Consider the following 23,799-nt stretch of genomic DNA (forward strand, 5'->3'; position numbering starts at 1 on the left):
TCCCTCGATAGGGCGAACATCGGTGCGGAGGGGTGCGGCGGCACCCCTCCGCTTCGTTGTCCAGGGGCGTGAGCCAGAAGAACCATGAGGGTAAGAAAAGCGCCCGCGAGCGACTGCAGGAACAGCGGGAGAAGGAGAAGGCGCGCGCCCGGCGCGGCCGTCAGGCGATCGTCGCGGGGGCGGTGGTGGCGGTGCTGGCGGTGGCCGGCGGCATCGCCGTCTGGGCGTCGTCGTCCTCCGGCAAACCCGCCGCCAACGACAACGAGGTCGCCGTCCCCAAGCAGGCCAGCGGCGGCGACAGGCCCGCCGTCCCGGTGGGATCGGCCGACGCCCCGTCCACACTCACGGTGTGGGAGGACTTCCGCTGCCCCGCCTGCCAGCAGTTCGAGACCGGCTTCCGTCCGGTCATCCATGAGCTGGAGGACTCCGGCCGGCTCAAGAGCGAGTACCACCTCGTGACCATCATCGACGGCAACGCCGGCGGCCAGGGGTCCCGTAACGCCGCCAACGCCGCCCTGTGCGCGCAGGACGCCGGAAAGTTCCGCGCGTACCACGACCTCCTCTACTCCCACCAGCCGCCCGAGCCGCAGGACAAGTTCGGCGACAAGAAGTACCTCCTCCAACTGGCCGGCAAGGTCAAGGGGTTGGTGACCCCCGCCTTCACCAAATGCGTCAACGACGGCACCTACGACCGTTTCGTGAAGAAGTCCAACGACGCCTTCGCCACCTCCGGATACCGCGGCACCCCGACCGTCCTGCTCAACGGCAAGGACCTCTCGAAGGAGAAGGGCGGGCAGTTCGGCCCCGCGGACCTCAAGAAGATGGTCCTGGACGCCAACAAGGCCAAGCAGCCGGGGAACAAGCAGCCGGGGAAGAAGAGCGCCACGCCGCACACGGGCGCCTCACCCCAGGACAAGCACCCCGGAACGCCGCAGGACAAGCACCCCGGAATGCCCCAGGACAAGCACCCCGGGACGCCCCAGGACAAGCACCCCGGAAGGAGCGCCGCACCCCAGGGAGAGCTGACCGGAAGGAGCGGGGCGCCCGCGTCCTAGACGGCGGCCCATGGGGGCCGCGACCGCCCCGGGCACACAGCGTCACGGCGCGAGGACGGGGTCGTTACGCAGCCGTAGCCGGGCCGGGTTGCCGCCGACCCCGCCCGGCGCGGTAGCGTCGTCCCTGCCATGGACCTCGCATTCATTCCCAGCCCGTCGGTCGGCGTCGTACATCTCGGCCCGATCCCGCTGCGCGGCTACGCGTTCTGCATCATCATCGGCGTCTTCGTCGGCGTCTGGCTCGGCAACAAGCGCTGGGTGCAGCGCGGCGGCCGCTCCGGAACCGTCGCGGACATCGCCGTATGGGCCGTGCCCTTCGGGCTGATCGGCGGCCGCCTCTACCACGTCATCACGACGTACGAGCCGTACTTCGGCCCGAACGGCCACCCGCTCGACGCCTTCAAGGTGTGGGAGGGCGGCCTCGGCATCTGGGGCGCGGTGGCGCTCGGCGCGGTCGGCGCCTGGATCGGCTGCCGCCGGCGCGGCATCCCGCTCCCCGCGTACGCCGACGCGCTGGCGCCCGGTCTGGCCCTCGGGCAGGCGATCGGCCGCTGGGGCAACTGGTTCAACCAGGAGCTGTACGGCAAGCCGACCGATGTGCCGTGGGCGCTGGAGATCAGCTCCGACCCGGCCATCGGACGCATCGGCGGCACCTACCACCCGACCTTCCTCTACGAGTGCCTGTGGTGCATCGGCGTCGCGGCGCTGGTGATGTGGGCCGACAAGCGCTTCCGGCTCGGCCACGGACGGGCCTTCGCGCTCTATGTCGCCGCCTACTGCGCCGGCCGCGCCTGGATCGAGTACATGCGGGTCGACGAGGCGCACCACATCCTGGGCCTGAGGCTGAACGTCTGGACCGCGCTGATCGTCCTGGTCCTGGCCGTCGCCTACTTCGTGATCTCCGCCAAGAAGGCACCCGGCCGCGAAGCGGTCGTCGAACCGGGTGCGCAGCTCGCGGAGGACGCGGACGGCGAGACTGCCGGGAGCGGCACGGACGGTGACGCCGAGGAGGGCAAGGTCTCGGTCGAGAAGCCCGCGGCGAAGACGGCGGCCGACGACGGCGCGGCGGAGTCCGGCGCCGAAGAGGCCGAAACCTCCGCGGAGGACGAGCCCGGCGACAAGAAGTCCGGGGACGCGGCGGACGAACCCGCCGCGGATGCCAAGCCCGCCGGCAGCGGCGGCACCAAGAAGTCCTGAGGCGGCCACCGGCCGCCGCACGCGCCGGGCGGACCCGACACACCGGGTCCGCCCGGCGCTGTGCTGTCCGGACGCGGCGGGGCGGTCAGCGCCGGCGCCCGGCCAGATCCAGCACCCGCCGGGCGCCCGCGACCACCGCCGCGTCCACGAACCGGCCGTCCGGCAGCGCCAGCGCCCCGCCCTCCTCCGTGGCGGCCCGCACGATCTCCTCTGCCGTCGCGATCTCCTCCGCCGAGGGGAGATATGCCGCTTCGATGACCGGGAGCTGGCGGGGGTGGATCGCCGCCCGGCCCAGGAACCCCAGCGCCCGGCCCCGGGCGCAGGACCGGGCCAGCCCGTCGAGATCGTGGACGTCCGGGTGGACCGACTGCGGCGGCGGGGCCAGACCGGCCGCGCGGGCGGCGACCACGGTCCGGCTGCGCGGCCAGGCCAGCCCCGCGTCGTCCCGCACCCCCAGCTCCCCGCACAGATCGGCCTCGCCGAGCGCGATCCCGCGCAGCGCCGGATGTGCGGTGGCGATGGCGAAGGCGTGCTCGATGCCCAGCGCGGATTCGAGCAGCGCGTACAGGGCCGGGGTGGCGGGCAGGGCGCTCGCGGCGGGCGGGCCCGCGGGGGCGAGGGTGGCGGTGACACCGGGCGTACGGACCGGGGCGGGATGTCCCGCGACAGCGTGCCCGGCGGGTCGTACGGGGCCTTCCGCGGCGTACGGGAGGTGCTCGGGTACCGGCGCGGCCGTGGTCGCCCAGCCGGCGGCGCGGTGGACATCGGCCGGGCCCTGCACCTTGGGCAGCCGGAGACCGGCCAGGCCGGGCAGTGGGGCGAGGGTGCGGATCTCGTTCTCGGCGAGCGGGCCGTCCAGCGCGTTGACCCGGACATGGACCGGCACCGGCACCGGGCCGCTCAGCAGCTCCGCGGTGGCCCGCAGCGCATGGTCCTTGCGGTCCGGGGCGACCGCGTCCTCCAGGTCGACCACGACCACATCGGCCCCGCAGCCGAGCGCCTTGGCCACCACCTCCGGGCGGTCCCCGGGCACATAGAGCCAGGTCAGCGGGGTGGGAGCGGGGGGCTGCCCGGGGGTGTGCGGGGCCGGGCTCACAGCGCACCCGCCGTGCGCAGCCCGTCGATCTCCGCGTCGGTCAGCCCGAGCCCGGCCAGCACCTCATCCGTGTCCGCGCCGTGCGGGCGGCCCGCCCAGTGGATGGCGCCCGGTGTCTCGGAGAGCCGGAAGAGGACGTTCTGCATCCGGACAGTGCCGAGCTCGCCGTCCGGGACCTCGGTGATCGATTCCAGTGCCGCGTACTGCGGGTCCGCCATCACCTCGCGGATGTCGTAGATGGGGGCCACCGCCGCCTCGGCCTTCTCGAAGGCGGCCAGCACCTCGGCCCGGTCGTGCCGGGCGATCCAGCCGCCGACCGCGGCGTCCAGCTCATCGGCGTGCCGGGCCCGCCCCGCGCCGGTCGCGAACCATGGCTCGTCGATCACCTCGGGCCGGCCGACCAGCCGCATCACCCGCCCGGCGACCGACTCGGTCGAGGTGGAGACCGCCACCCAGGAGCCGTCGGCGGTGCGGTAGGTGTTGCGCGGGGCGACGTTCGGGGAGCGGTTGCCGGTCCGCGGCTGGACGTGGCCGAGCTGGTCGTACCAGAGCGGCTGCGGACCGAGGGCCGTCAGGATCGGTTCGATCAGGGCCAGATCGATGACCTGGCCGCGGCCGGTGGTCTCCCGTCCGCGCAGCGCGGCCAGCACGGCGTACGACGTGGTCAGTGCGGCGATCGCGTCGGCGAGACCGAACGGCGGCAGGGTCGGCGGACCGTCCGGTTCACCGGTGAGCGCGGCGAAGCCGCTCATCGCCTCGGCGAGGGTGCCGAACCCGGGGCGCCGGGCGTACGGCCCGAACTGCCCGAAGCCGGTGACCCGGGCCAGCACCAGGCGCGGGTTGACGGCGGACAGCTCGTCCCAGCCCAGGCCCCATCTCTCCAGGGTCCCGGGCCGGAAGTTCTCCACGATGACGTCCGTCCCGGCGGCGAGCCGCAGCAGCACGTCCCGGCCGCCCGGGTGGGACAGATCGAGCGTCATGGTCCTCTTGTTGCGGCCCAGCAGCTTCCACCACAGGCCGATGCCGTCCTTGGCGGGCCCGTGGCCGCGCGACGGGTCGGGCCGGTGCGGATGCTCGACCTTGATCACCTCGGCGCCGAAGTCGCCCAGCAGGGTGGCGGCGAGCGGACCGGCGAACAGGGTGGCGAGATCGAGCACCCGGAGCCCGGCGAGCGGGCCGGGGACGGGGGACTCGGGGGCGGGGGACCCGGGGTCGGTGTGCTCGTCGGCGGCGGGCCGGGGTGCCCCGGACAGGGACGGGTCGGTCATGGTGCGGGGGCCTCTGTTCGGTCGGAGGGGTTGCCCGGCACGACGGGGCTACCGGGCAGGACGGGGTCACCGGGCACGACCAGTGCGGCGGTGCGTTCCGCGAGGGCGTCGAAGCCGATGCCGTCCATCCCGCGGACGCCGGTGGCCAGCCGGTTGCGCAGCGGTGCCGTCCAGTGGGCGGGCAGCGCGGCGGGCGACCCGGCGAGCAGTCCGGCCAGCGAACCGGCGGTGGCACCGTTCGAGTCGGTGTCCCAACCCCCCGACACCGCACGGCAGATGGAGCCGGTGAAGTCACCGTCGGCATGGGTGAGCGCGGCGGCCAGCAGCGCCGCGTTCGGTACGGCGTGCACCCAGTGGTGATGGCCGTACGCGGTATGCAGCCGGTCGACGACGCCGGCGAAGGCGGCCGGGGTGCCGGTGGGCTCGTCGTGCGCCAGCGCGATACCGCGGCGGACCGCCCGTGCGAGCCGGGACCGCGCGGGGATCACGGCCAGCCCGGCCCGCAGCGCACCGTGCACATCGGTGCCGCCGCCGGCCGCCGCGGCGAGCGCGGCCGCCACGAACATCGCGCCGTACACCCCGTTCGCGGTATGGCTGAGCGTCGCGTCCCGCCAGGCCTGGGCCGCGGCGGCGGCCGGGTCGCCGGGGTGGGTCCAGCCGTGGATGTCGGCGCGGATCTGGGCGCCGATCCACTCCCGGAACGGGTTGCGGTAGCGCGCGGTGTGCGGCGGTTCGATGCCGTCCAGCAGGTTGCGGTACGCCAGGCGCTCGGCGGTGAAGGTCCGGCCGGCCGGCAGCTCGTCCAGCCACAGCCGCGCCACGTCGGCCGTGGTGAAGCCGGCCCCGTGGCGTTCGAGGAGCAGCAGGCCGAGCAGCGGGTAGGTGAGGTCGTCGTCCTCGGGCATACCGTCGATGTTCTCGGCGAGCGAGGTGGCGCGGCTGCGGCGGTTCCAGGGGTGGCGCGCGGCCACCGCCGGGTCGAGTCCGGCCTCCGTGAAGTACCCGGCGAGCGGCCAGTTGCCGGTGGCGCGGGCGAGCTCCCTGACCCCGCTGAGCGGCAGCTTCTCGACCGGCTTGCCGAGCAGACAGCCGACCGCCCGCCCGAGCCAGGCCGCCTCCAGACGGGCGGCCGTCCCCCCGCCCTCCGGCCGCGGACCGCTGTCCACCGGCCAGGGCTCCCACCCCTCCTGAATCACCGTCAGGTCGGTGGGCTCGTCGGCCTCCGACGGGCAGGGCAGCAGCGCGAGTTCATCGAGCAGGGTCCCGGCGAGCGCCCGCAGGGCCGGACCGGCCGGGCCGGGGGAGGCGCCCGCCCGGCCCGGCGCCGTAGTACCGCCCGCCGCCCGCCACCGCCGCGCGATCCCGGCGGCGTCCCGGCCGTCCTCCGCCGCCTGGCGCAGCTCATGCCCGATCAGATCCTCGGGCTGCACCCAGGTCACCCGGAGCGGCGCCGGGGGAGCGGGCCGGGCGAGCGCGGCCGCCGTGGCCGTCACCGTCCGACCGCCTCCGTCATCGCGGGGATGGCCGAGATCGCGGTGAAGGCCTGCTCATGGGTGCGGGCGCGGGCCCGGTCGCGGGTGAAGACCTCACGCGCGACGGCGGCCAGCGCGGCCCCCGGCGCCTGCAGATCGAGGCGGCTGGCGCGGGCGACCTCCGTGCTCCACTCGGCCGGCACCGCCTCCGCACCGCGCAGCGCACCGACCAGCGCACCGCTCATCGTGGCGATCGAGTCGCTGTCACGGCCGTAGTTGACCGAGCCGAGGACGGTGGACCGGAAGTCGCCGCCACCGATCAGCAACATGCCCAGGGCGATGGGGAGTTCCTCGATGGCGTGCAGCCGGGAGGGCCGCCGGGCGCCGAGCGACGGGTTGCGGTAGTCGGGACCCACCGTGTCGAAGGGGGCGACCGCCGCGCGCAGCGGGGCCGCCGCCGACTCGGGGCCGGTGACCGAGGACGCGGCCTCGCAGACCGCCTCGATCGCGGCCCGGGTGCCGTCCTTGGCGAGCCGCAGCGCCTGGACGACGACCGAGGACGGGGTGGCGTCCGGGACGAACGCGGCGGCCACGGCCGCGGCGAACACCCCCGCCGCCTCCCGCCCGTACGAGGACTGATGGGCACCGGCGATGTCCAGCGCCTCGGCGTAGGCCCGGTCCGGATTGCCGGCGTTGACGATGCCGACCGGCGCCATGTACATCGCCGCACCGCAGTTGACGATGTTGCCGACGCCCGCCTCGCGCGGGTCCGCGTGCCCGTAGTGCAGCCGCGCCACGATCCACTTCTCGGCGAGGAAGATCCGCTGCACCGGCAGCGCCTCGGCCTCCAGCTCCGGGATCCAGCGCGGGGTGCCGATCAGATCCGGTACCAGGTGGTCGGCGATGTCATAGGCGTCGAGGTGGTCGCGCACCGCCTCGTAGACCCGCACCAGCGCATGGGTCATCAGGGTGTCGTCGGTGACATGGCCGTCGCCCTTGTGGAACGGCGCGAGCGGGCGGGCGGTGCGCCAGTCGTCGTGGAACGGGCCGACGATGCCCTCGACCCGGCCGCCGTGCCGCTTCACGATCTCCTCCGGTGTCCGGCCCTCCACCGGCCCGCCGAGCGCATCGCCGACGGCGGCGCCGACCAGCGTGCCGGTCGCCCGGTCCTCCAGGGACGGCGGGACGGGGGCGACGGGGGGCACCGGAGGCACCGGCGACGGCTGCGCGACCGCGGTGACGGGGGTGACGGGGGTGACCGGCAGGATCCGGGTGGCCTGCGCGTCGGGGGCGTGCGCCGCGGCCGGTGTCTGCTCGCTTGCGTAGGTCATGTGTGGGTGAGTCCTTCCACGGTGGGGGAGGGGGCGGGAGCCAGAAGGGCACGGGAGACGGCTTCCGGACGGGCCGGAGGGGGAGCCGCGGCGGCTTCGGGCGCGGTCAGCTCCGTACGGGCGAGCAGCCCGGCCAGCTCGACGAGATCCGTGCCGGCCAGCCGTGGCAGCGCACAGCCGGACAGCACCCGGCAGGCGTCGCGCCAGGTGCGGGGCAGGGCCTGCGCGCCGCCGAGCGTTCCGGTCAGCGCCCCGGCGAGGGCCGGGGCGGAGTCGGCGACCCGGGAGAGACAGGCGGCGGCCGGTACCGCCTCGGCGACCCGCCCGTCCGTCGCGAGGGCCAGTGCCAGCGCCACCGGGACGGTCTCGGCCGCGGCGATGCCGTAGCTGTAGACGTGGTCGACGATCTCGTGCTCCAGCACGGGCACCAGGGCGAAGGCGGTGCCGGGGCGGCCGGCGGCGCCGGGGCCGTCGGTGGCGAAGGACCGGGCGAGGCGGACCGCGTGCAGGGCGTTGCGGCGGATCTCGGTGCCTTCGGGGAGCTGGTCCAGCGCCGCCTCCACACAGCCGGCGGCCGCCGTGCCGCCGAGCGCGGCGGCGACCGCGGCGGCCATCGCCCGCGCGCCGTGCACCCCGTCGCCGTCCTGGGTGTAGCGCGCGTCGTACTCGGCCAGCTCGGCCGCGGCGGACGGCTCGCCCGGGTGCACCACGGCCAGGACGGCGGCGCGTACGCAGGCCGCGTCGTCGAAGTAGTGCGGGTTGTCATGGCCGGTGGCGGGCGGCCGCAGCCCGGCGGCGAGGTTGCCGAGCCCGGCCCGTACGGAGATCCGGGCGCGCAGCGGCAGGACGGCGGACTCGACCTCGGGCGCCCGGTCGGCTGCCGCGGCGACCTCGTTGGCGAGCGCGTTCCAGGCGAGGTCGAGGGCGGCCCGCATCCGGCGGTCCAGGCCCAGGTCGCTGAGGGGTGCGCCGGCCGCGGTGAGCACCGATTCGGCGGTGAAGGCCGCCCATTCGGCGTCGTCGGAGGGCCCCAGCCGCAGTGGTTCGGGCGGCTGGTTGAGGGCGATCGGCACGGGCAGCGTGGTGGTCGCGTTCTGCTCGGCGAAGGTGTCCAGCTCACGGGTCAGCCGCCGGGTCCACTCCGGCATCCGCGCCGCACGGTGCCGGGCCGCCGGCCACCCGGCGGCGTCCCCCGAGGCCACCCCCAGCAGCAGCCCCTCGATACGGCTCCGCGCACCGTCCGTGTCGCCGGGACCGGCGGCGCTCCCCACCGCTTCCCGGCCGTTCATCCGGCCCCCACCACGGCCTCGACGCCCGTCCCGGCCGCGGGCCCCGTCGTGGCACGGGCCCCCGGGTCCGTCCCCTGCGAGGTCAGCAGCTCCGCGATGTCCAGGACGTGATAGCCCGCCATCGACGGCAGACAGCTGCCGCGCGCCGGGCCGATGGCGGCGGCCCAGGCCCCGGGGATCGCGGCGGCGCCGCACAGCGCACCGGCCAGCGCCCCGGCGACGGCCGCCGTGGTGTCGGCGTCGCGCCCCATGTTGACCGCGGTCAGCACCGAGGCGGAGAAGTCACCGCGGGCCGCCTCGAACGCGCCGAAGGCCAGGCCGACGGCCTCCGGCGCCAGGTCCGTCCAGGGGTAGCCGCCGACCACGACGGCGGAGCGCACCGCGCGCTCGGTGCCGAGCCGGGTGATGCCCGGGTCGTGCCGGGAGCGCTGAGCGGCACCGACCGCCCGGCGCAGAGAGCGGGCGGTCCAGGAGTCCTCCGGCACGACGGACAGCGCGGCGGCGATCACCGCGTCGGTGGAGGCGGCGACCATGGCGGTGGCGACCCCGGCGGCCACCGCCCGGCCGCCGTAGATGCCCTCGCCGTCGTGGCTGACGGTGCCGTCGATGGCGACGAGCCGGGCGGCCTCGGCGGGCCGTCCGGCGGCGAAGACCCCGAACGGCGCGGCGCGCATCGCCAGCCCGTCGCTCCAGGCGTGCCGGTGCTGGGCGGAGATGGGCGCGGCCAGGCCCCGGCGCAGGTTCTCCAGGGTGCCGCGCTCACTGAAGCCCGCACCGCGGAACGGCCCCTCGTCACGGTCGGCGATCCACCGGTGCCAGGCGGCCTCGACATGGGCGACGGTCAGCGCCGAGCCGTGCGCGGCGAGCAGCAGCCCCGAGAAGATGGCGTACTCGGTGTCGTCGGTGCCGGCCGGGTCGTCCTCGACATAGCCCTCGATCCGGCCCCAGCGGCGGCGGATCTGCGAGGGCTTCATGTTCTCCGCGGGGGCTCCGAGCGCATCACCGACGGCGAGCCCGAGCAGCGCGCCCCGGGCCCGGTCGCGGACGGCCTCGCCCGCGCCGGGCCCGGCCGGATCCGCGGGCGGAGGGTGCGCTGCGCTCATGTGCGTGCCGTTCTGTCGTACGGGCCGGACCGCCGCCGGGGACCGCGGGGCGCCGCCCGGCTTCGGACCGCTGCGCTGTATCCGTGCCACGCGACGGCCCGGCTCTCCTGTCCCGGGCGGCAGGGTCACCCGGTCGACTCCCTCGGACGGCCCCGGAGTGGTGCGCCCGGCGGGCCCCGTACGGGCGTGTGACCCGGATCTCATCCCCGACCTCGCGGAAAAGCCGCAGGTCAGCGCGGTAAGTTCGGCCTTCCTTGCTAGCGGCGAAGGCCAATCCCCGCATAACTTCGAAGCGTTGGAGGGGGAAGTGCCGCCATCGGCCCACACCTCGCTCGCAGGGAGTAGGTACCGATATGTCCGTCATGGAGATCATGGATGCCGCGGCGCCGACGCATGTGGCCCACCGCGACAACCACACCCACCGCGATGTGAACGGTGGCTGGCTGCGCCCCGCCGTCTTCGGCGCGATGGACGGGCTGGTCTCGAACGTCGCCCTGATGACGGGCGCCGCCGGCGGCGCGCTGTCGCAGCAGGCGATCATCATCACCGGCCTCGCGGGCCTGGCGGCCGGCGCCTTCTCGATGGCGGCGGGGGAGTACACCTCGGTCGCCTCGCAGCGTGAGCTGGTGCAGGCCGAGCTGGATGTCGAGCGGGCCGAGCTGCGCAAGCACCCGAAGGACGAGCTGGAGGAGCTGGCGGCCCTCTACGCCTCGCGCGGGGTCGAGCCGGCGCTCGCCCGGCAGGTCGCCGCACAGCTCTCCAAGGACCCGGAGCAGGCCCTGGAGATCCATGCCAGGGAGGAATTGGGCATCGACCCGTCCGACCTTCCTTCGCCCGCCGTGGCGGCGATTTCCTCCTTCGGATCGTTTGCGCTGGGCGCGCTGATGCCTCTTCTTCCTTACCTTTTGGGGGCTTCCGCGATCTGGCCCGCGGTGCTGTTCGCCCTGGTCGGACTGTTCGCCTGTGGGGCGGTCGTGGCGCGTGTGACGGCGCGTTCCTGGTGGTTCAGCGGGCTGCGGCAACTCGCCCTGGGTGGCGCCGCCGCGGGTGTGACGTACGCCCTGGGCGCACTGTTCGGAACCGTCGTAGGCTGACGTGTCATACGGGTGACTGCATAATTACAGCGTTACCCAGCGGTTTCGGTTTGTTGACGGCCGGGCATAAGGCCCAGGCGTCGCGGGCAATGTCGCTCGCCGAACGCCGCCTTGTGGGACGGCCTCGTTTCCGTCCGCGTACTGACTCACCGCAGGTGCGGTGTCCGCATGCTGGAAGCCCCTTTTCGCTTTTTGAGAAGGGAGTCATCCTGTAACCTGCACGAAATTTCGCGGAGGGCCAACGTCGTCCCTCGGCAATGCCTATGCCACGACGACGTTGGGAGAGCCGATGCGTTTCGCGTCCACGCACTCCGCGACCACCAGCAGCAGCGACGCCGCCGCCTGGTCGCCCATGGACGGCCGCCCCGCCCAGCAGGGGATGTACGACCCCCGCAATGAGCACGACGCCTGTGGCGTCGGCTTTGTGGCCACCCTCACCGGCGAGGCCAGCCACGCACTGGTCGAGCAGGCGCTCACCGTCCTGACGAATCTGGAGCACCGCGGTGCCACCGGCTCGGAGCCCGACTCGGGCGACGGCGCCGGCATCCTGCTCCAGGTGCCGGACGCGTTCCTTCGCGAGAACGTCACCTTCGAGCTCCCCGAGGCCGGCGCCTACGCCGTCGGTATCGCCTTCCTCCCGTCCGACGCCCAGGAAGCGGCCGACGCCGTCTCGCGCATCGAGACGATGGCCGGTGAAGAGGGCCTGGACGTCATCGGCTGGCGGGTGGTCCCGGTCGCCCCGCAGCTGCTGGGCAACGGCGCGCGCGCCACCATGCCCGCCTTCTCACAGATCTTCGTCGGCGACGGCAAGAACACCGGCCTGGCGCTGGACCGCAAGGCCTTCGCGCTGCGCAAGCGCGCCGAGCGGGAGGCCGGGGTCTACTTCCCCTCGCTGTCCGCCCGGACGATCGTCTACAAGGGCATGCTCACCACCGGACAGCTGGAGCCCTTTTTCCCGGACCTGTCCGACCGCCGCTTCGCCACCGCCATCGCGCTGGTGCACTCGCGGTTCTCCACCAACACCTTCCCGAGCTGGCCGCTGGCCCACCCGTACCGCTTCGTCGCGCACAACGGCGAGATCAACACGGTCAAGGGCAACCGCAACTGGATGCGCGCCCGTGAGTCGCAGCTCGCCTCCAAGCTCTTCGGCAGCGAGGACCTGGAGCGGATCTTCCCGGTCTGCACCCCGGACGCCTCCGACTCCGCCTCCTTCGACGAGGTCCTGGAGCTGCTCCACCTCGGCGGCCGCTCGCTGCCGCACTCCGTGCTGATGATGGTCCCCGAGGCGTGGGAGAACTCCCCCTCCATGGACCCGGCCCGGCGGGCCTTCTACCAGTACCACTCCACGATGATGGAGCCCTGGGACGGCCCGGCCTGTGTCACCTTCACCGACGGCACCCAGGTCGGCGCGGTCCTCGACCGCAACGGTCTGCGCCCCGGCCGCTACTGGGTCACCGACGACGGCCTGGTCGTGCTCTCCTCCGAGGTCGGCGTCCTGGACATCGACCCCGCGAAGGTCGTCCGCAAGGGCCGCCTGCAGCCCGGCCGGATGTTCCTCGTCGACACCGCCGAGCACCGCATCATCGAGGACGACGAGATCAAGGCGCAGCTCGCCGGCGAGCAGCCCTACCAGGAGTGGCTGGACTCCGGTCTGATCGAGCTCGCGGACCTGCCCGAGCGTGAGCACATCGTGCACACCCACGCCTCGGTCACCCGCCGCCAGCAGACCTTCGGCTACACCGAGGAAGAGCTGCGCGTCATCCTCGCCCCGATGGCCAAGGCCGGCGCCGAGCCCATCGGCTCGATGGGCACCGACTCGCCGATCGCCGCGCTCTCCGAGCGCCCCCGGCTGCTCTTCGACTACTTCACCCAGCTCTTCGCGCAGGTCACCAACCCGCCGCTGGACGCCATCCGCGAGGAGCTCGTCACCTCGCTGATCTCCTCCCTCGGCCCCCAGGGCAACCTCCTGGAGCCGACCCCGTCCTCCTGCCGCAGCGTGACCCTGCCCTTCCCGGTCATCGACAACGACGAGCTCGCCAAGCTCGTCCACATCAACGCCGACGGCGACATGCCCGGCATGAAGGCCGTGACCCTCTCCGGCCTCTACCGGGTCTCCGGCGGCGGCGAGTCGCTGGCCGCCCGGATCGAGGAGATCTGCGCCGAGGCGGACGCCGCCATCGACGACGGCGCCCGGCTGATCGTGCTCTCCGACCGCCATTCGGACGCCGAGCACGCGCCGATCCCGTCGCTGCTGCTCACCGCCGCGGTCCACCACCACCTCATCGGCACCAAGGAGCGCACCCAGGTCGGTCTGCTCGTCGAGGCCGGCGATGTGCGCGAGGTGCACCATGTCGCGCTGCTCATCGGCTTCGGTGCCGCGGCCGTCAACCCGTACCTGGCCATGGAGTCGGTCGAGGACCTCGTCCGCGCCGGCACCTTCCTGCCCGGCATCGAGGCCGAGGCCGCCATCAAGAACCTCATCAAGGCGCTCGGCAAGGGCGTCCTGAAGGTCATGTCCAAGATGGGCATCTCGACCGTCGCCTCCTACCGCGGCGCGCAGGTCTTCGAGGCCGTCGGCCTGGACGAGGCGTTCGTCGAGAAGTACTTCCACGGCACTGCCACCAAGATCGGCGGCGCCGGTCTGGACATCATCGCCAAGGAGGTCGCAGCGAGGCACGCCAAGGCCTACCCGGCCTCCGGCATCGCCGCCACGCACCGCGCGCTGGACATCGGCGGCGAGTACCAGTGGCGCCGCGAGGGCGAGCCGCACCTCTTCGACCCGGACACCGTCTTCCGGCTCCAGCACTCCACCCGCTCGCGCCGCTACGACATCTTCAAGCAGTACACCGACCGGGTGAACGAGCAGTCCGAGCGGCTGATGACGCTGCGCGGTCTGTTCTCCTTCGCCGCCGACCGCCCCTCGATCCCGATCGAGGAGGTCGAGCCGGCGTCCGAGATCGTCAAGCGCTTCTCCACCGGCGCCATGTCGTACGGCTCCATCTCCCAGGAGGCGCACGAGACCCTCGCCATCGCCATGAACCAGCTGGGCGGCAAGTCCAACACCGGTGAGGGCGGCGAGGACCCCGAGCGTCTCTACGACCCGGCGCGCCGCTCGTCCATCAAGCAGGTCGCCTCCGGCCGCTTCGGTGTGACGTCCGAGTACCTCGTCAACTCCGACGACATCCAGATCAAGATGGCCCAGGGCGCCAAGCCCGGCGAGGGCGGCCAGCTGCCCGGCCACAAGGTCTACCCGTGGGTCGCCAAGACCCGGCACTCCACCCCGGGCGTCGGCCTGATCTCCCCGCCGCCGCACCACGACATCTACTCCATCGAGGACCTGGCTCAGCTGATCCACGACCTCAAGAACGCCAACCCGCAGGCCCGCATCCACGTGAAGCTGGTCTCCGAGGTCGGCGTCGGCACCGTCGCCGCGGGTGTTTCCAAGGCGCACGCGGACGTGGTCCTGATCTCCGGCCACGACGGCGGTACGGGTGCCTCCCCGCTGACCTCGCTCAAGCACGCGGGCGGCCCCTGGGAGCTGGGCCTGGCCGAGACCCAGCAGACGCTGCTGCTCAACGGCCTGCGCGACCGCATCGTGGTGCAGACCGACGGCCAGCTCAAGACCGGCCGCGATGTCGTCATCGCCGCCCTGCTGGGCGCCGAGGAGTACGGCTTCGCGACCGCACCGCTGGTCGTCTCCGGCTGCGTCATGATGCGCGTCTGCCACCTGGACACCTGCCCGGTCGGTATCGCCACCCAGAACCCGGCGCTGCGCGAGCGGTTCAACGGCAAGGCCGAGTACGTCGTCAACTTCTTCCAGTTCATCGCCGAAGAGGTCCGTGAGCTCCTCGCCGAGCTGGGCTTCCGCACCCTCGACGAGGCCATCGGCCACGCCGAGCTGCTGAACACCTCCCGCGCGGTGGACCACTGGAAGGCGCAGGGCCTGGACCTGGCCCCGCTGCTGCACGTCCCCGAGCTGGCCGAGGGCGCCGTGCGCCACCAGGTCATCGAGCAGGACCACGGCCTGGCGAAGGCGCTCGACAACGAGCTGATCAAGCTCGCCGCCGACGCCCTGGCCGCGGACACCGCCGAGGCCGCCCAGCCGGTGCGGGCCCAGGTCGCGATCCGGAACATCAACCGGACCGTCGGCACCATGCTCGGCCACGAGGTCACCAAGAAGTTCGGCGGTGCCGGTCTGCCCGACGACACCATCGACATCACCTTCACCGGCTCCGCCGGCCAGTCCTTCGGCGCGTTCCTGCCGCGCGGCATCACGCTGCGCCTGGAGGGCGACGCCAACGACTACGTCGGCAAGGGCCTGTCGGGCGGCCGGGTCGTCGTCCGCCCGGACCGCGGCGCCGACCACCTCGCCGAGTACTCGACCATCGCGGGCAACACCCTCGCCTACGGCGCCACCGGCGGCGAGCTGTTCCTGCGCGGCCGGGTCGGCGAACGCTTCTGCGTCCGCAACTCCGGTGCCACGGTGGTCTCCGAGGGCGTCGGCGACCACGGCTGCGAGTACATGACCGGCGGCAACGCGGTCGTGCTGGGCGAGACGGGCCGCAACTTCGCGGCCGGTATGTCCGGCGGCTTCGCCTACGTCATCGACCTCGACAAGGCCAACGTCAACAAGGAGCTCGTCGACGCGGTGAACCCGCTGGACGAGGCCGACAAGCAGTGGCTGCACGACGTCGTGCAGCGCCACCAGGAGGAGACCGGCTCCACCGTCGCGGCCAAGCTCCTCGCCGACTGGGATGCCGCAGCCGCGCGCTTCAGCAAGGTCATCCCGCCCACGTACCAGGCAGTGCTCGTCGCCAAGGACGCCGCTGAGCAGGCCGGACTCTCCGAGTCCGAGACCCACGAGAAGATGATGGAGGCGGCGACCAATGGCTGACCCCAAGGGCTTCCTGAACCACGAGCGCGAGGTCGCCAAGACCCGCCCCGTCGAGGAGCGCGTCAAGGACTGGAACGAGGTCTACCAGCCCGGCTCCCTGCTGCCGATCATCAGCAAGCAGGCGTCGCGCTGTATGGACTGCGGTATCCCGTTCTGCCACAACGGCTGCCCGCTCGGAAACCTCATCCCCGAGTGGAACGACTACGCCTACCGCGAGGACTGGACCGAGGCCAGCGAGCGGCTGCACGCGACCAACAACTTCCCGGAGTTCACCGGTCGCCTCTGCCCCGCGCCCTGTGAGGCCGCCTGTGTGCTGGGCATCAACCAGCCGCCGGTGACCATCAAGAACGTCGAGGTCTCCATCATCGACAAGGCGTGGGACAACGGGGACGTCACCCCGCAGCCGCCCGAGCGCCTCTCCGGCAAGACCGTCGCCGTCATCGGCTCCGGTCCGGCCGGACTGGCCGCCGCCCAGCAGCTGACCCGGGCCGGCCACACCGTCGCCGTCTACGAGCGCGCGGACCGTATCGGTGGTCTCCTCCGCTACGGCATCCCCGAGTTCAAGATGGAGAAGCGCCACATCAACCGCCGCATCGAGCAGATGCGCGCGGAGGGCACCAAGTTCCGCACCGAGGTGGAGATCGGCCGCGACCTCGACGCCAAGAAGCTGCGCAAGCGCTACGACGCCGTCGTCATCGCCGCCGGATCCACCACCTCCCGCGATCTGCCGGTGCCCGGCCGTGAGCTGAACGGCATCCACTTCGCGATGGAGTACCTCCCGCTCGCCAACAAGGTGCAGGAGGGGGACCTGACCGTCGCCCCGATCACCGCCGAGGGCAAGCACGTCGTGGTCATCGGCGGCGGCGACACCGGCGCGGACTGCGTCGGCACCGCCCACCGTCAGGGCGCGGCCTCCGTCACCCAGCTGGAGATCATGCCCCAGCCCGGCGAGGAGCGGAACGCCAACCAGCCCTGGCCGACCTTCCCGATGCTCTACAAGGTCACCTCCGCGCACGAGGAGGGCGGCGAGCGGGTCTACTCCGTCTCCACCACCCACTTCGAGGGCGACGAGGACGGCAACGTCCAGTGGCTGCACCTGACCGAGGTGGAGTTCAAGGACGGCCGTCCGACGCCGAAGCCCGGCACCGAGCGGAAGATCCCGGCCCAGCTGGTCACCCTCGCGATGGGCTTCACCGGCACCGACCAGGAGAACGGCCTGGTCGAGCAGTTCGGCCTGGAGCTCGACGAGCGCGGCAATGTCGCGCGCGACGCCGACTTCGCCACCAACGTCCCCGGTGTGTATGTCGCCGGTGACGCCGGGCGCGGCCAGTCCCTGATCGTGTGGGCCATCGCCGAGGGCCGTTCCGCGGCCAAGGGCGTGGACCGCTTCCTCACCGGAGTCAGCGCCCTGCCGGCTCCCATCAAGCCGACGGACCGGGCACTGACCGTGTGACCGACCGTCCCCCGATGTCCCGTACAACGTCGTGCGGAACAACCGCGGCGCCTGCCTCCTCCCCCGACCGGAGGGCAGGCGCCGCGGCGTTTGTGCTGCCGGGCCCGCTGCGCCGCGGCCACTGCCCTACGAGCCGCCGCGTGCGGCCGGGAAGCGCCGCCCCAACTGCCGTGCCATCTCCTGTGCGGACGCCGGTACGGCCTGCGGCGGGGGAGTGCCCGGCGGCCGGAAATCGTGCACCGGCGGATGCCACGCCCCCAGGTCGATCCGCCCGTCGCCCAGCGGCAGCACCCACCGCGGATCGGCATGCACCCGCAGCACCTGCGCCTCGATCTGTGTCCACGCGCCGTCGGTGACCGTCCGCTCGCCGACCCGGCGCGCCTCCAACTGCACCGGACAGTGCACCAGTCGGGGCGGCCGGACCAGCTCGGACGGCTCCGTCCACGGCGCGTCCGTGGAGTACGGCAGGGCGCTGGTCCCCTCCTCGGTGCCCGTCCCGTCCGGTGGCAGATTGAAGACCACGTCCGGGCGTACCGCGAGGTTCTGCGCGGTGCGGCCGCGAGCCGGCAGCCAGACGCTGACGACCGGTCCGAGCTCCCACCGGATGCGCAGCTCGACCAGCACGAATGTCCCGTCGTCGTTCTCCGTGGACAGCAGCGCCGGGGCGACCGAACTGCTTTTCTCCAGCGCGCCTTTCATGGTGCCGAGGATAGAAGCCGGTTGATTCGGTGCTCACCGAAATGTTATCAGAGGTTACTCTGTGTACATGAAACGATGGGACGCCGATCAGGAAAGCGTCGCGGAAACCCCCGATCTGGCCGCCCTCGCGGCGCTGCTCGCGGACCGCACCCGTGCCGCGATCTGTATGGCCCTGCTCGACGGCGGCACCTGGACCGCGGGCGAACTGGCCGAATACGCCGCGGTGGCGCCGTCCACCACCACCGAGCACCTCAACCTCCTGGTCTCCGGCGGACTGCTCGCCGAGGAGCGCCAGGGGCGACGGCGATACGTACGGCTGGCCGGGCCGGAGACCGCGGAGACCCTGGAGAACCTCGCCGGTCTGGCCCCCTACCGCCAGGTCCCGATCCGCTCCCTGGCCGAGGCCAACCACCGCCGGGCGCTGCACCACGCCCGGACGTGCTACGACCACATCGCCGGCGCCCTCGGCGTCGCCATCGCCGAGGCGATGACCGAACGCGGCCTGCTGGCGCGGGACTACGGCCTGGTGCTGACCGCCGCCGGCGCCGACTGGCTCACCGCACTCGGCATCCCCGACGCCGCGCCGCCGGCCGCCCACCGGGCCCATGTCCGCACCTGCCTCGACTGGACGGTGCGCCGTCAGCATCTCTCCGGCGCGGTCGGAGCGGCGCTCTACCGGCACGCCCTGGAGCGCGACTGGGTCGTCAAGGCCGTCGCCACCCGCATCCTCACCCTCACCGCGGCGGGCCGTGCCGCCTTCCGGGCGCAGCTCGGACTGCCCGACGAGGCGCTCTTCCCCTCCCTGGCCCTCCCGGCGCCCCGCACCTGACCGGCGAAGGCCCTCCTCAGGCCTCGCCGACCTGGCCGATCCGGTCGTCGCCGAGCTTGCGCTGGGTGTCCTGGAGCAGGATCCGCAGCAGACCGGCGAGCTGTTCCTGCTGCGCGGGAGTGAGGCCGTCGATCAACTCCGCCTCGCGGTGGAGCACTTGGTCGACGGTGGCCTCGATCAGGTCATGGCCGGCCGGGGTCAGCTCGACGAGGACCGTCCGCGGGCGGCCCTCGCCGGGCCGGCGGGTCACCAGCCCCTCGCGCTCGGCGCGTGCCACCCGCTGGGAGACCGCTCCCGCGGTGACCATGGAGCGACGGCCGAGCTCACGGGTCGTCAGGGTGTAGGGCTCGCCGCTGCGGCGCAGCACGCTGAGCAGGTCGAGGGTGGCCGGGTCCATCCCGGCGCGGGCCAGTACCCGGCGCCGGTCGTCGCCCAGCAGCTTCGCCAGCTGCCAGATCGGCGTCACGATGCCGATCGAGGAGACCGGGGTGCCGGGGCGCTCGCGCTCCCAGGCGGCGGCGATCTCCTCCACGGGGTAGGGGGAGGCCTCGGCCTCCGGGCGGCCGTCGCCGCCCTCCGCCTCGGATTCTCTTGCCACGGGCCCTCCCGGTGATGTTATGTTCAGCTCTAAATTTAGACCTGAACGTGATGGACGGAGCTCAGCATATGTCACGCACCATCCTGGTCACCGGCGGCGGAACCGGCATCGGACGCGCCGTCGCCCACCACTTCGCGGACCGTGGCGACGACGTCCTCGTCACCGGCCGGCGCCTCGCACCCCTGGAGGAGACCGCGGCCGGCCGGGGAACCGTACGCCCGCTGGTGTGCGACCACACCGACCCCGGGTCGCTCACCGAGCTGCTCGACCGGCTCCCCGAGCGGATCGACGTCCTGGTCAACAACGCCGGCGGCAACACCGACTTCGACACCGACGCGGCCACCGACCTGGCGTCCTGGGCCCGGGACTTCCGCGCCAACCTCGACGCGAACCTGGTCAGCGCCGCCCTGACCACCCGGGCGCTGGACGGACGGCTGGCGGCCGGCGGCGCGGTCGTCCACCTCGGGTCGATCGCCGCCGACCAGGGTGCCGGCTCCTACGGGGCGGCCAAGGCCGGCCTCGCCTCCTGGAACGTCGAACTGTCCCGGACCCTCGGCCCCCGCGACATCACCGCCAACGTCGTCGCACCGGGCTATATCGCCGACACCGAATTCTTCCGCGACCGGCTCACCGACGAGCGCCGCGACCAGCTGGTGGCGAACGCGGCGGTGGGCCGCGCGGGGAGCCCGGAAGACATCGCGGGAACGGTGGCCTTCCTGGCGTCACCTGCGGCCCGGCACCTCACCGGCCAGGTCCTGAACGTCAACGGCGGGACCCGCACCACCCGTTGACGCCGGCCCGCCCGTACGGGGCGTGGCGGTGCGCCCTACGCGCCGCCGCCCTCCGTGAGCCGGGCCGGGAAACCGCCGGTCGCGACCGGCCCCCAGCGCAGCGGCGTCACCCGGATCAGCGACTTGCCCTGCTTGCGCATCGCCTCCCGGTACTGGTCCCAGTCCGGGTGCTCACCGGCGATGTTGCGGTAGTACTCGACGAGCGGCTCGATCGAATCCGGGGTATCGATGATCTCGGCCTCGCCGTCGATCTGCACCCACGGACCGTTCCACTCGTCCGACAGCACGATGACGCTGACCGAGGACACCCGGCGGGCGTTACGGACCTTGGCGCGCTCCGGGTACGTCGCCATCACCAGCCGCCCGGAGTCGTCCACCCCGCAGGTCAGCGGCGAGCCCTGCGGGGTGCCGTCGCTGCGGCGGGTGAGCAGGATCGCACGGTGCCGGGGGCGGACGAACTCCAGCAGCTCGGGCAGGTCGACACGGGTGTTGGTGGCGGTGGAAGGGCTCATGCGGGCGAGCCTAGGGGGTGTCTCCCACGGAGAGCGGGGAGACACCCCCTGGGGCGTGGAGCGCCCTCGAAGGCGGAGCGGCGCACCGGACCGGCCGCCGCGGCGGACCGGCGGTCAGCCCTTGAGGAGGTCCTTGCCGGTGGCCGCGTCCACGACCTTGCGGTCGCCCAGCGCGCTCTTGAGCCGCACCTTCACCTTGTCGGTCGCCAGCTGCTCGGTGCACATCCCCTTGGAGCTCTTCCGCTTGCCCCAGCCGGTGATCACCACCAGGTCCTTCGACTCATGGCTGCGGGCGCCGAAGCGGACATCGCAGGCGCTGTGCCCGACGGTGACGGTGATCTCGCGTACTCCCGTGTTCTTGGGCCGGTCCGCGCCGGCCAGCGGCAGCAGCGCCTGCTTCCGCCCGGAGACCGGGTCGACCTTCGGCCAGTGCCGCACGATCTGGTCCGCGCGCTGCTCGAAGGCGTCCGGCTTCTTCGGCGGCGGCGCGCTGCCCACGGTCTGCTGCTTCTGGCCGCAGCCGGACAGCACGGCGGTGCCGGACACCGCCAGGGCGAGCACGGTGGTGAGGGTACGGGTGCGGGAGAGGTGGGATCCTCGCATGACATGCCTCCTTGGTTCGGCGATGAGACGCACCAAAGGCAAGACAGGTTCCGGCCGCCTTCCGCCCTCGTGTGCCGGGACGCTTCCGCTCCGCGCTCAATCCGCCCACGGCGCAAAGCCGGTGGCCACCGGCTCTGTGCTCGCTAGCGTCCAGGCCATGGACGCACTCACCGAGATCACCCCCACCGTCTGGCAACTCGCCTTCCCCGTCGGGCATGTGTACCTCGTCGCCCTCCCCGACGACGGATACGCCGCCATCGACACCGGCGTCCCCGGCTCGGCCCCCGCCGTCCTCGGCGCACTGGCCCGGCTCGGCGGCCGGCCGGACCAGCTGCGGCAGATCGTGCTCACCCACTCCCACATCGACCACATGGGCTCCGCCGCCGACCTGGTCGACGCCACCGGCGCCCGCGTACTGGCCGGCGCGCTGGACGCCCCGTACATCCGCGGCACCGCACCCGAACCCGCGCCGGTGTTCAGCCCCGCGGAGCGGTCGCTGTTCGAAGGGATCATGGCTGATTTCGCGGCCGCCGGGATCCCGCCGCTGCGCCCTGTCGAGGTCGATGTCGCCCTGCACGAGGGGGACACCCTCGACGGCTGGCCGGAGCCGGTGCGGGTGCTGCACGTCCCCGGCCACACACCCGGCGGGATCGCGCTGCACCTCCCCGAGAGCCGGCTGCTCTTCCCCGGCGACATCATCGGCGCCACCCCCGACGGCACCCGGGCGGTCCTCGGCCCCGGCAATGTCGCACGCGAGGAGGCCATCGCCTCCTTCCGGCGGCTCGCCGCCCTCGACGAGGTCGACACGGTGTGCGTCCCGCACGGCGTCCCGCTGCGCACCGGAGCCCGGGACGTCCTGGCCGCGGCCACCCCCGAGAAGGACTGGCAATGAGGGCGCCGGACGGCCGCGGCACGCCGCCCGGCGCTCGGGCCGTCACCGTGCCGCTGACCGTGCGCGATCTGACACCCGCCGATCTGCCGGCCTGCGGCTGGTCCGGATCGCCGCTCCATCTGGCGCATGTGGAGCGGGAGTTGGTGAGGGCCCGGCTCGGCGAAGTGGACTATCTCGCGGTCTGCCCGCCCTCCGGGGAGCCGGTCGCGATCGGCGGGGTCGACCACCGCGCACGGCCGGACGCGGGCCTGCTGTGGCAGCTCGCGGTGCTGCCCGCCCTCCAGTCGTGCGGTATCGGGAGTGTCCTGATCGCCGCGGCCGAAGAGCGGATACGCGGCCGCGGGGTGCACCGTGCCGAACTCGCCGTGGAGGAGGACAATCCGCGGGCGCGCGCCCTCTACGAGCGGCTGGGCTACCGGGCGTACGGGCGGCAGCCCGAGGCCTGGGACGCGCAGGGGCCGGACGGGGTGGTGCGCCGGTACGAGACGATGTGCACGCTGATGCGCAAGGAGCTGTAGCGGCGCCCGCGGCCGTCGCTTCAGCCCGACTCGCGGGCCATGACGTGGAAGGTGCCCAGCCGGTGGGTCTCGGGCGGGGCGGCCGGGTCGAGGAGCAGGTCGGCGACCAGGCCGGCGATCCGCTCCGGGGGTGTGATCTCGGCGCGGACACTGGTCAGCCGGGGGCGCAGCAGCCGCGCCGGCAGCAGATCGTCCACGCCGACCACCGCGAGGCGGTCCGGGCCTTCGGCGCCGACGGTGTGGCCGGCGTCCTGGAGGGCGCGCATCAGCAGCATCGCGTACTCGTCGTTGTACCCGAACACCGCGTCCAGACCCAGCTCCGGCCAGGCGGCGGCCAGTTCCGCCGCGGACTCCTCGGTGCGGGCGAGGTCGAGCGGGCGCACCTGTGCGCCGGGGTGCGCGGCGGCCGCGGCCCGTACGCCCGCCAGCCGGAGCTCCGCGCAGTCCGCCGGCCCCGGCTCGGCGGGCCGCACCACCCCGATCCGCCGGCGGCCGCGGGCCAGGAGGTGTTCACCGGCCCGGAGTCCGGCCTCCCGCTGGTCGAGGAGGAGGGTGTGGGCGCCGGCTGGCGCCGACCGGCCGAGGACCAGGACCGCGGCGGTGCCGGCGCGGTGCAGCAGCTCGACGGCGGGCGCGTCCAGCGGCGGTCCGTACAGGTTCAGTACGGCGGCGGGCCGCAGTTCGGCCCAGGCGCGGGCGGCCGCCATGGGGGAGTGCGCGGGCGCACCGTGCAGCACGCCGGTGTAGCCGAGGCGGTGCAGCGCGGTCTGGAAACCGGCCAGGAAGCGGGTGATGAGGGGGCCGAAGACCTCGGCGGCGTCGGCGGGGGCGGCCAGCAGTACGATGCGGCCCCGGCCGGCCCGCAGACTGCGGGCGGCGGCGTGCGGCACATACCCCAGTTCCTCGGCGGCGGCCCGGACCCTGGCCTGGGTGCGCTCGCCGACCCGCCCGGCGGCCTGCCCGTTCAGGACGTAGGAGACCGTCGCGCGCGAGACCCCGGCGCGACGGGCAACCGCCGCACTGGTCGGGGGTGTTGGGGTGGCCCGTGGGCCGGCTCGGTCAGTCATCCTGCCGGGCATCCTCGCACAGCGGAAATCTCCGGCGG

At 73.4% G+C, this 23,799-nt stretch carries 20 protein-coding genes; 9 read left to right on the forward strand and 11 right to left on the reverse strand.

Annotation, left to right across the window (positions count from 1 at the left end; all coding sequences use genetic code 11):
- The first annotated feature begins 68 nt into the window (after window positions 1–68).
- A complete protein-coding gene (locus STRNI_RS30800; protein WP_159488606.1) occupies window positions 69–1,055 on the forward strand; it encodes a DsbA family protein in 987 nt (328 codons plus the stop codon).
- A gap of 129 nt (window positions 1,056–1,184) precedes the next feature.
- Window positions 1,185–2,252 (forward strand): prolipoprotein diacylglyceryl transferase, encoded by a 1,068-nt coding sequence (lgt, locus tag STRNI_RS30805; RefSeq protein ID WP_277412391.1) that lies wholly within the window; start codon window positions 1,185–1,187, stop codon window positions 2,250–2,252.
- A gap of 85 nt (window positions 2,253–2,337) precedes the next feature.
- Here the strand turns inward: lgt and STRNI_RS30810 are convergent, their stop codons facing one another.
- Genes STRNI_RS30810 through STRNI_RS30835 form a run of 6 tightly spaced genes read right to left on the reverse strand, consistent with a single transcriptional unit; the run spans window position 2,338 to window position 9,811 of the window.
- Complete coding sequence (locus tag STRNI_RS30810; RefSeq protein ID WP_266446254.1) at window positions 2,338–3,348, reverse strand: HpcH/HpaI aldolase/citrate lyase family protein; 1,011 nt, start codon at window positions 3,346–3,348, stop codon at window positions 2,338–2,340.
- Window positions 3,345–4,616 carry a CaiB/BaiF CoA transferase family protein gene (locus tag STRNI_RS30815; RefSeq protein WP_277412392.1) on the reverse strand — a complete coding sequence of 424 codons (1,272 nt, stop codon included), beginning with the start codon at window positions 4,614–4,616 and terminating at the stop codon, window positions 3,345–3,347. Before STRNI_RS30815 ends, STRNI_RS30810 begins: the two co-directional genes overlap by 4 nt.
- Complete coding sequence (locus tag STRNI_RS30820) at window positions 4,613–6,109, reverse strand: ADP-ribosylglycohydrolase family protein (protein WP_277412393.1); 1,497 nt, start codon at window positions 6,107–6,109, stop codon at window positions 4,613–4,615. Before STRNI_RS30820 ends, STRNI_RS30815 begins: the two co-directional genes overlap by 4 nt.
- Complete coding sequence (locus STRNI_RS30825; RefSeq protein ID WP_277412394.1) at window positions 6,106–7,419, reverse strand: ADP-ribosylglycohydrolase family protein; 1,314 nt, start codon at window positions 7,417–7,419, stop codon at window positions 6,106–6,108. Before STRNI_RS30825 ends, STRNI_RS30820 begins: the two co-directional genes overlap by 4 nt.
- A complete protein-coding gene (locus STRNI_RS30830; RefSeq protein ID WP_277412395.1) occupies window positions 7,416–8,708 on the reverse strand; it encodes an ADP-ribosylglycohydrolase family protein in 1,293 nt (430 codons plus the stop codon). The genes STRNI_RS30825 and STRNI_RS30830 overlap by 4 nt, the downstream gene beginning before the upstream one ends.
- A complete protein-coding gene (locus tag STRNI_RS30835) occupies window positions 8,705–9,811 on the reverse strand; it encodes an ADP-ribosylglycohydrolase family protein (protein ID WP_277412396.1) in 1,107 nt (368 codons plus the stop codon). Before STRNI_RS30835 ends, STRNI_RS30830 begins: the two co-directional genes overlap by 4 nt.
- A 362-nt stretch (window positions 9,812–10,173) precedes the next feature.
- Here STRNI_RS30835 and STRNI_RS30840 point away from each other — a divergent pair, with 362 nt between their 5' ends.
- From STRNI_RS30840 to STRNI_RS30850, 3 genes are all read left to right on the forward strand, one after another.
- A complete protein-coding gene (locus tag STRNI_RS30840; protein WP_277413343.1) occupies window positions 10,174–10,905 on the forward strand; it encodes a VIT1/CCC1 transporter family protein in 732 nt (243 codons plus the stop codon).
- Between the two features lie 289 nt (window positions 10,906–11,194).
- Window positions 11,195–15,799 (forward strand): glutamate synthase large subunit, encoded by a 4,605-nt coding sequence (gene gltB / locus STRNI_RS30845; RefSeq protein WP_018090316.1) that lies wholly within the window; start codon window positions 11,195–11,197, stop codon window positions 15,797–15,799.
- Entirely contained in the window at window positions 15,792–17,252 is a 1,461-nt protein-coding gene (locus tag STRNI_RS30850; protein ID WP_093644802.1) for a glutamate synthase subunit beta, read from the forward strand. Before gltB ends, STRNI_RS30850 begins: the two co-directional genes overlap by 8 nt.
- 126 nt (window positions 17,253–17,378) lie before the next feature.
- On the opposite strand, the gene STRNI_RS30855 is transcribed toward STRNI_RS30850, so the two are convergent.
- Window positions 17,379–17,951: a hypothetical protein gene (locus STRNI_RS30855; RefSeq protein WP_159488618.1), complete on the reverse strand. Its 573-nt coding sequence runs from the start codon at window positions 17,949–17,951 to the stop codon at window positions 17,379–17,381.
- 67 nt (window positions 17,952–18,018) lie between these two features.
- Here STRNI_RS30855 and STRNI_RS30860 point away from each other — a divergent pair, with 67 nt between their 5' ends.
- A complete protein-coding gene (locus STRNI_RS30860; RefSeq protein ID WP_159488620.1) occupies window positions 18,019–18,780 on the forward strand; it encodes an ArsR/SmtB family transcription factor in 762 nt (253 codons plus the stop codon).
- Window positions 18,781–18,796: 16 nt separating this feature from the next.
- Here the strand turns inward: STRNI_RS30860 and STRNI_RS30865 are convergent, their stop codons facing one another.
- The gene (locus tag STRNI_RS30865; protein ID WP_018090320.1) at window positions 18,797–19,378 is read right to left on the reverse strand and encodes a MarR family winged helix-turn-helix transcriptional regulator; all 582 of its coding nucleotides are present in this window, start codon (window positions 19,376–19,378) and stop codon (window positions 18,797–18,799) included.
- Between the two features lie 68 nt (window positions 19,379–19,446).
- Here STRNI_RS30865 and STRNI_RS30870 point away from each other — a divergent pair, with 68 nt between their 5' ends.
- Window positions 19,447–20,169 carry an SDR family NAD(P)-dependent oxidoreductase gene (locus STRNI_RS30870; protein ID WP_159488624.1) on the forward strand — a complete coding sequence of 241 codons (723 nt, stop codon included), beginning with the start codon at window positions 19,447–19,449 and terminating at the stop codon, window positions 20,167–20,169.
- A 35-nt stretch (window positions 20,170–20,204) separates the two neighbouring features.
- On the opposite strand, the gene STRNI_RS30875 is transcribed toward STRNI_RS30870, so the two are convergent.
- Complete coding sequence (locus STRNI_RS30875; protein WP_093644796.1) at window positions 20,205–20,681, reverse strand: PPOX class F420-dependent oxidoreductase; 477 nt, start codon at window positions 20,679–20,681, stop codon at window positions 20,205–20,207.
- Between the two features lie 114 nt (window positions 20,682–20,795).
- Window positions 20,796–21,284 (reverse strand): hypothetical protein, encoded by a 489-nt coding sequence (locus tag STRNI_RS30880; protein ID WP_018090323.1) that lies wholly within the window; start codon window positions 21,282–21,284, stop codon window positions 20,796–20,798.
- A 157-nt stretch (window positions 21,285–21,441) separates the two neighbouring features.
- Between STRNI_RS30880 and STRNI_RS30885 the strand changes: the two genes are divergently transcribed.
- Together STRNI_RS30885 and STRNI_RS30890 are read left to right on the forward strand one after the other, a co-directional pair.
- Window positions 21,442–22,176, forward strand: a complete 735-nt coding sequence (locus STRNI_RS30885) for an MBL fold metallo-hydrolase (RefSeq protein ID WP_274734980.1) — start codon at window positions 21,442–21,444, stop codon at window positions 22,174–22,176.
- Complete coding sequence (locus STRNI_RS30890; protein ID WP_274734978.1) at window positions 22,173–22,694, forward strand: GNAT family N-acetyltransferase; 522 nt, start codon at window positions 22,173–22,175, stop codon at window positions 22,692–22,694. The genes STRNI_RS30885 and STRNI_RS30890 overlap by 4 nt, the downstream gene beginning before the upstream one ends.
- Window positions 22,695–22,714: 20 nt before the next feature.
- On the opposite strand, the gene STRNI_RS30895 is transcribed toward STRNI_RS30890, so the two are convergent.
- Complete coding sequence (locus STRNI_RS30895; RefSeq protein ID WP_274734976.1) at window positions 22,715–23,761, reverse strand: LacI family DNA-binding transcriptional regulator; 1,047 nt, start codon at window positions 23,759–23,761, stop codon at window positions 22,715–22,717.
- Window positions 23,762–23,799 lie beyond the last annotated feature (38 nt).

This window comes from Streptomyces nigrescens (assembly GCF_027626975.1).
Taxonomy (GTDB): Bacteria; Actinomycetota; Actinomycetes; order Streptomycetales; family Streptomycetaceae; genus Streptomyces; species Streptomyces nigrescens.

What these genes read in the sequence shown, in the direction of transcription:
- lgt (WP_277412391.1), top strand. Translation starts at nt 1,185, where the DNA reads ATGGACCTCGCATTCATTCCCAGCCCGTCGGTCGGCGTCGTACATCTC.
- STRNI_RS30815 (WP_277412392.1), bottom strand. Translation starts at nt 4,616, where the DNA reads ATGACCGACCCGTCCCTGTCCGGGGCACCCCGGCCCGCCGCCGACGAG.
- STRNI_RS30825 (WP_277412394.1), bottom strand. Translation starts at nt 7,419, where the DNA reads ATGACCTACGCAAGCGAGCAGACACCGGCCGCGGCGCACGCCCCCGAC.
- STRNI_RS30830 (WP_277412395.1), bottom strand. Translation starts at nt 8,708, where the DNA reads ATGAACGGCCGGGAAGCGGTGGGGAGCGCCGCCGGTCCCGGCGACACG.
- STRNI_RS30835 (WP_277412396.1), bottom strand. Translation starts at nt 9,811, where the DNA reads ATGAGCGCAGCGCACCCTCCGCCCGCGGATCCGGCCGGGCCCGGCGCG.
- STRNI_RS30840 (WP_277413343.1), top strand. Translation starts at nt 10,174, where the DNA reads ATGGAGATCATGGATGCCGCGGCGCCGACGCATGTGGCCCACCGCGAC.
- gltB (WP_018090316.1), top strand. Translation starts at nt 11,195, where the DNA reads ATGCGTTTCGCGTCCACGCACTCCGCGACCACCAGCAGCAGCGACGCC.
- STRNI_RS30850 (WP_093644802.1), top strand. Translation starts at nt 15,792, where the DNA reads ATGGCTGACCCCAAGGGCTTCCTGAACCACGAGCGCGAGGTCGCCAAG.
- STRNI_RS30855 (WP_159488618.1), bottom strand. Translation starts at nt 17,951, where the DNA reads ATGAAAGGCGCGCTGGAGAAAAGCAGTTCGGTCGCCCCGGCGCTGCTG.
- STRNI_RS30860 (WP_159488620.1), top strand. Translation starts at nt 18,019, where the DNA reads ATGAAACGATGGGACGCCGATCAGGAAAGCGTCGCGGAAACCCCCGAT.
- STRNI_RS30870 (WP_159488624.1), top strand. Translation starts at nt 19,447, where the DNA reads ATGTCACGCACCATCCTGGTCACCGGCGGCGGAACCGGCATCGGACGC.
- STRNI_RS30875 (WP_093644796.1), bottom strand. Translation starts at nt 20,681, where the DNA reads ATGAGCCCTTCCACCGCCACCAACACCCGTGTCGACCTGCCCGAGCTG.
- STRNI_RS30880 (WP_018090323.1), bottom strand. Translation starts at nt 21,284, where the DNA reads ATGCGAGGATCCCACCTCTCCCGCACCCGTACCCTCACCACCGTGCTC.
- STRNI_RS30885 (WP_274734980.1), top strand. Translation starts at nt 21,442, where the DNA reads ATGGACGCACTCACCGAGATCACCCCCACCGTCTGGCAACTCGCCTTC.
- STRNI_RS30890 (WP_274734978.1), top strand. Translation starts at nt 22,173, where the DNA reads ATGAGGGCGCCGGACGGCCGCGGCACGCCGCCCGGCGCTCGGGCCGTC.
- STRNI_RS30895 (WP_274734976.1), bottom strand. Translation starts at nt 23,761, where the DNA reads ATGACTGACCGAGCCGGCCCACGGGCCACCCCAACACCCCCGACCAGT.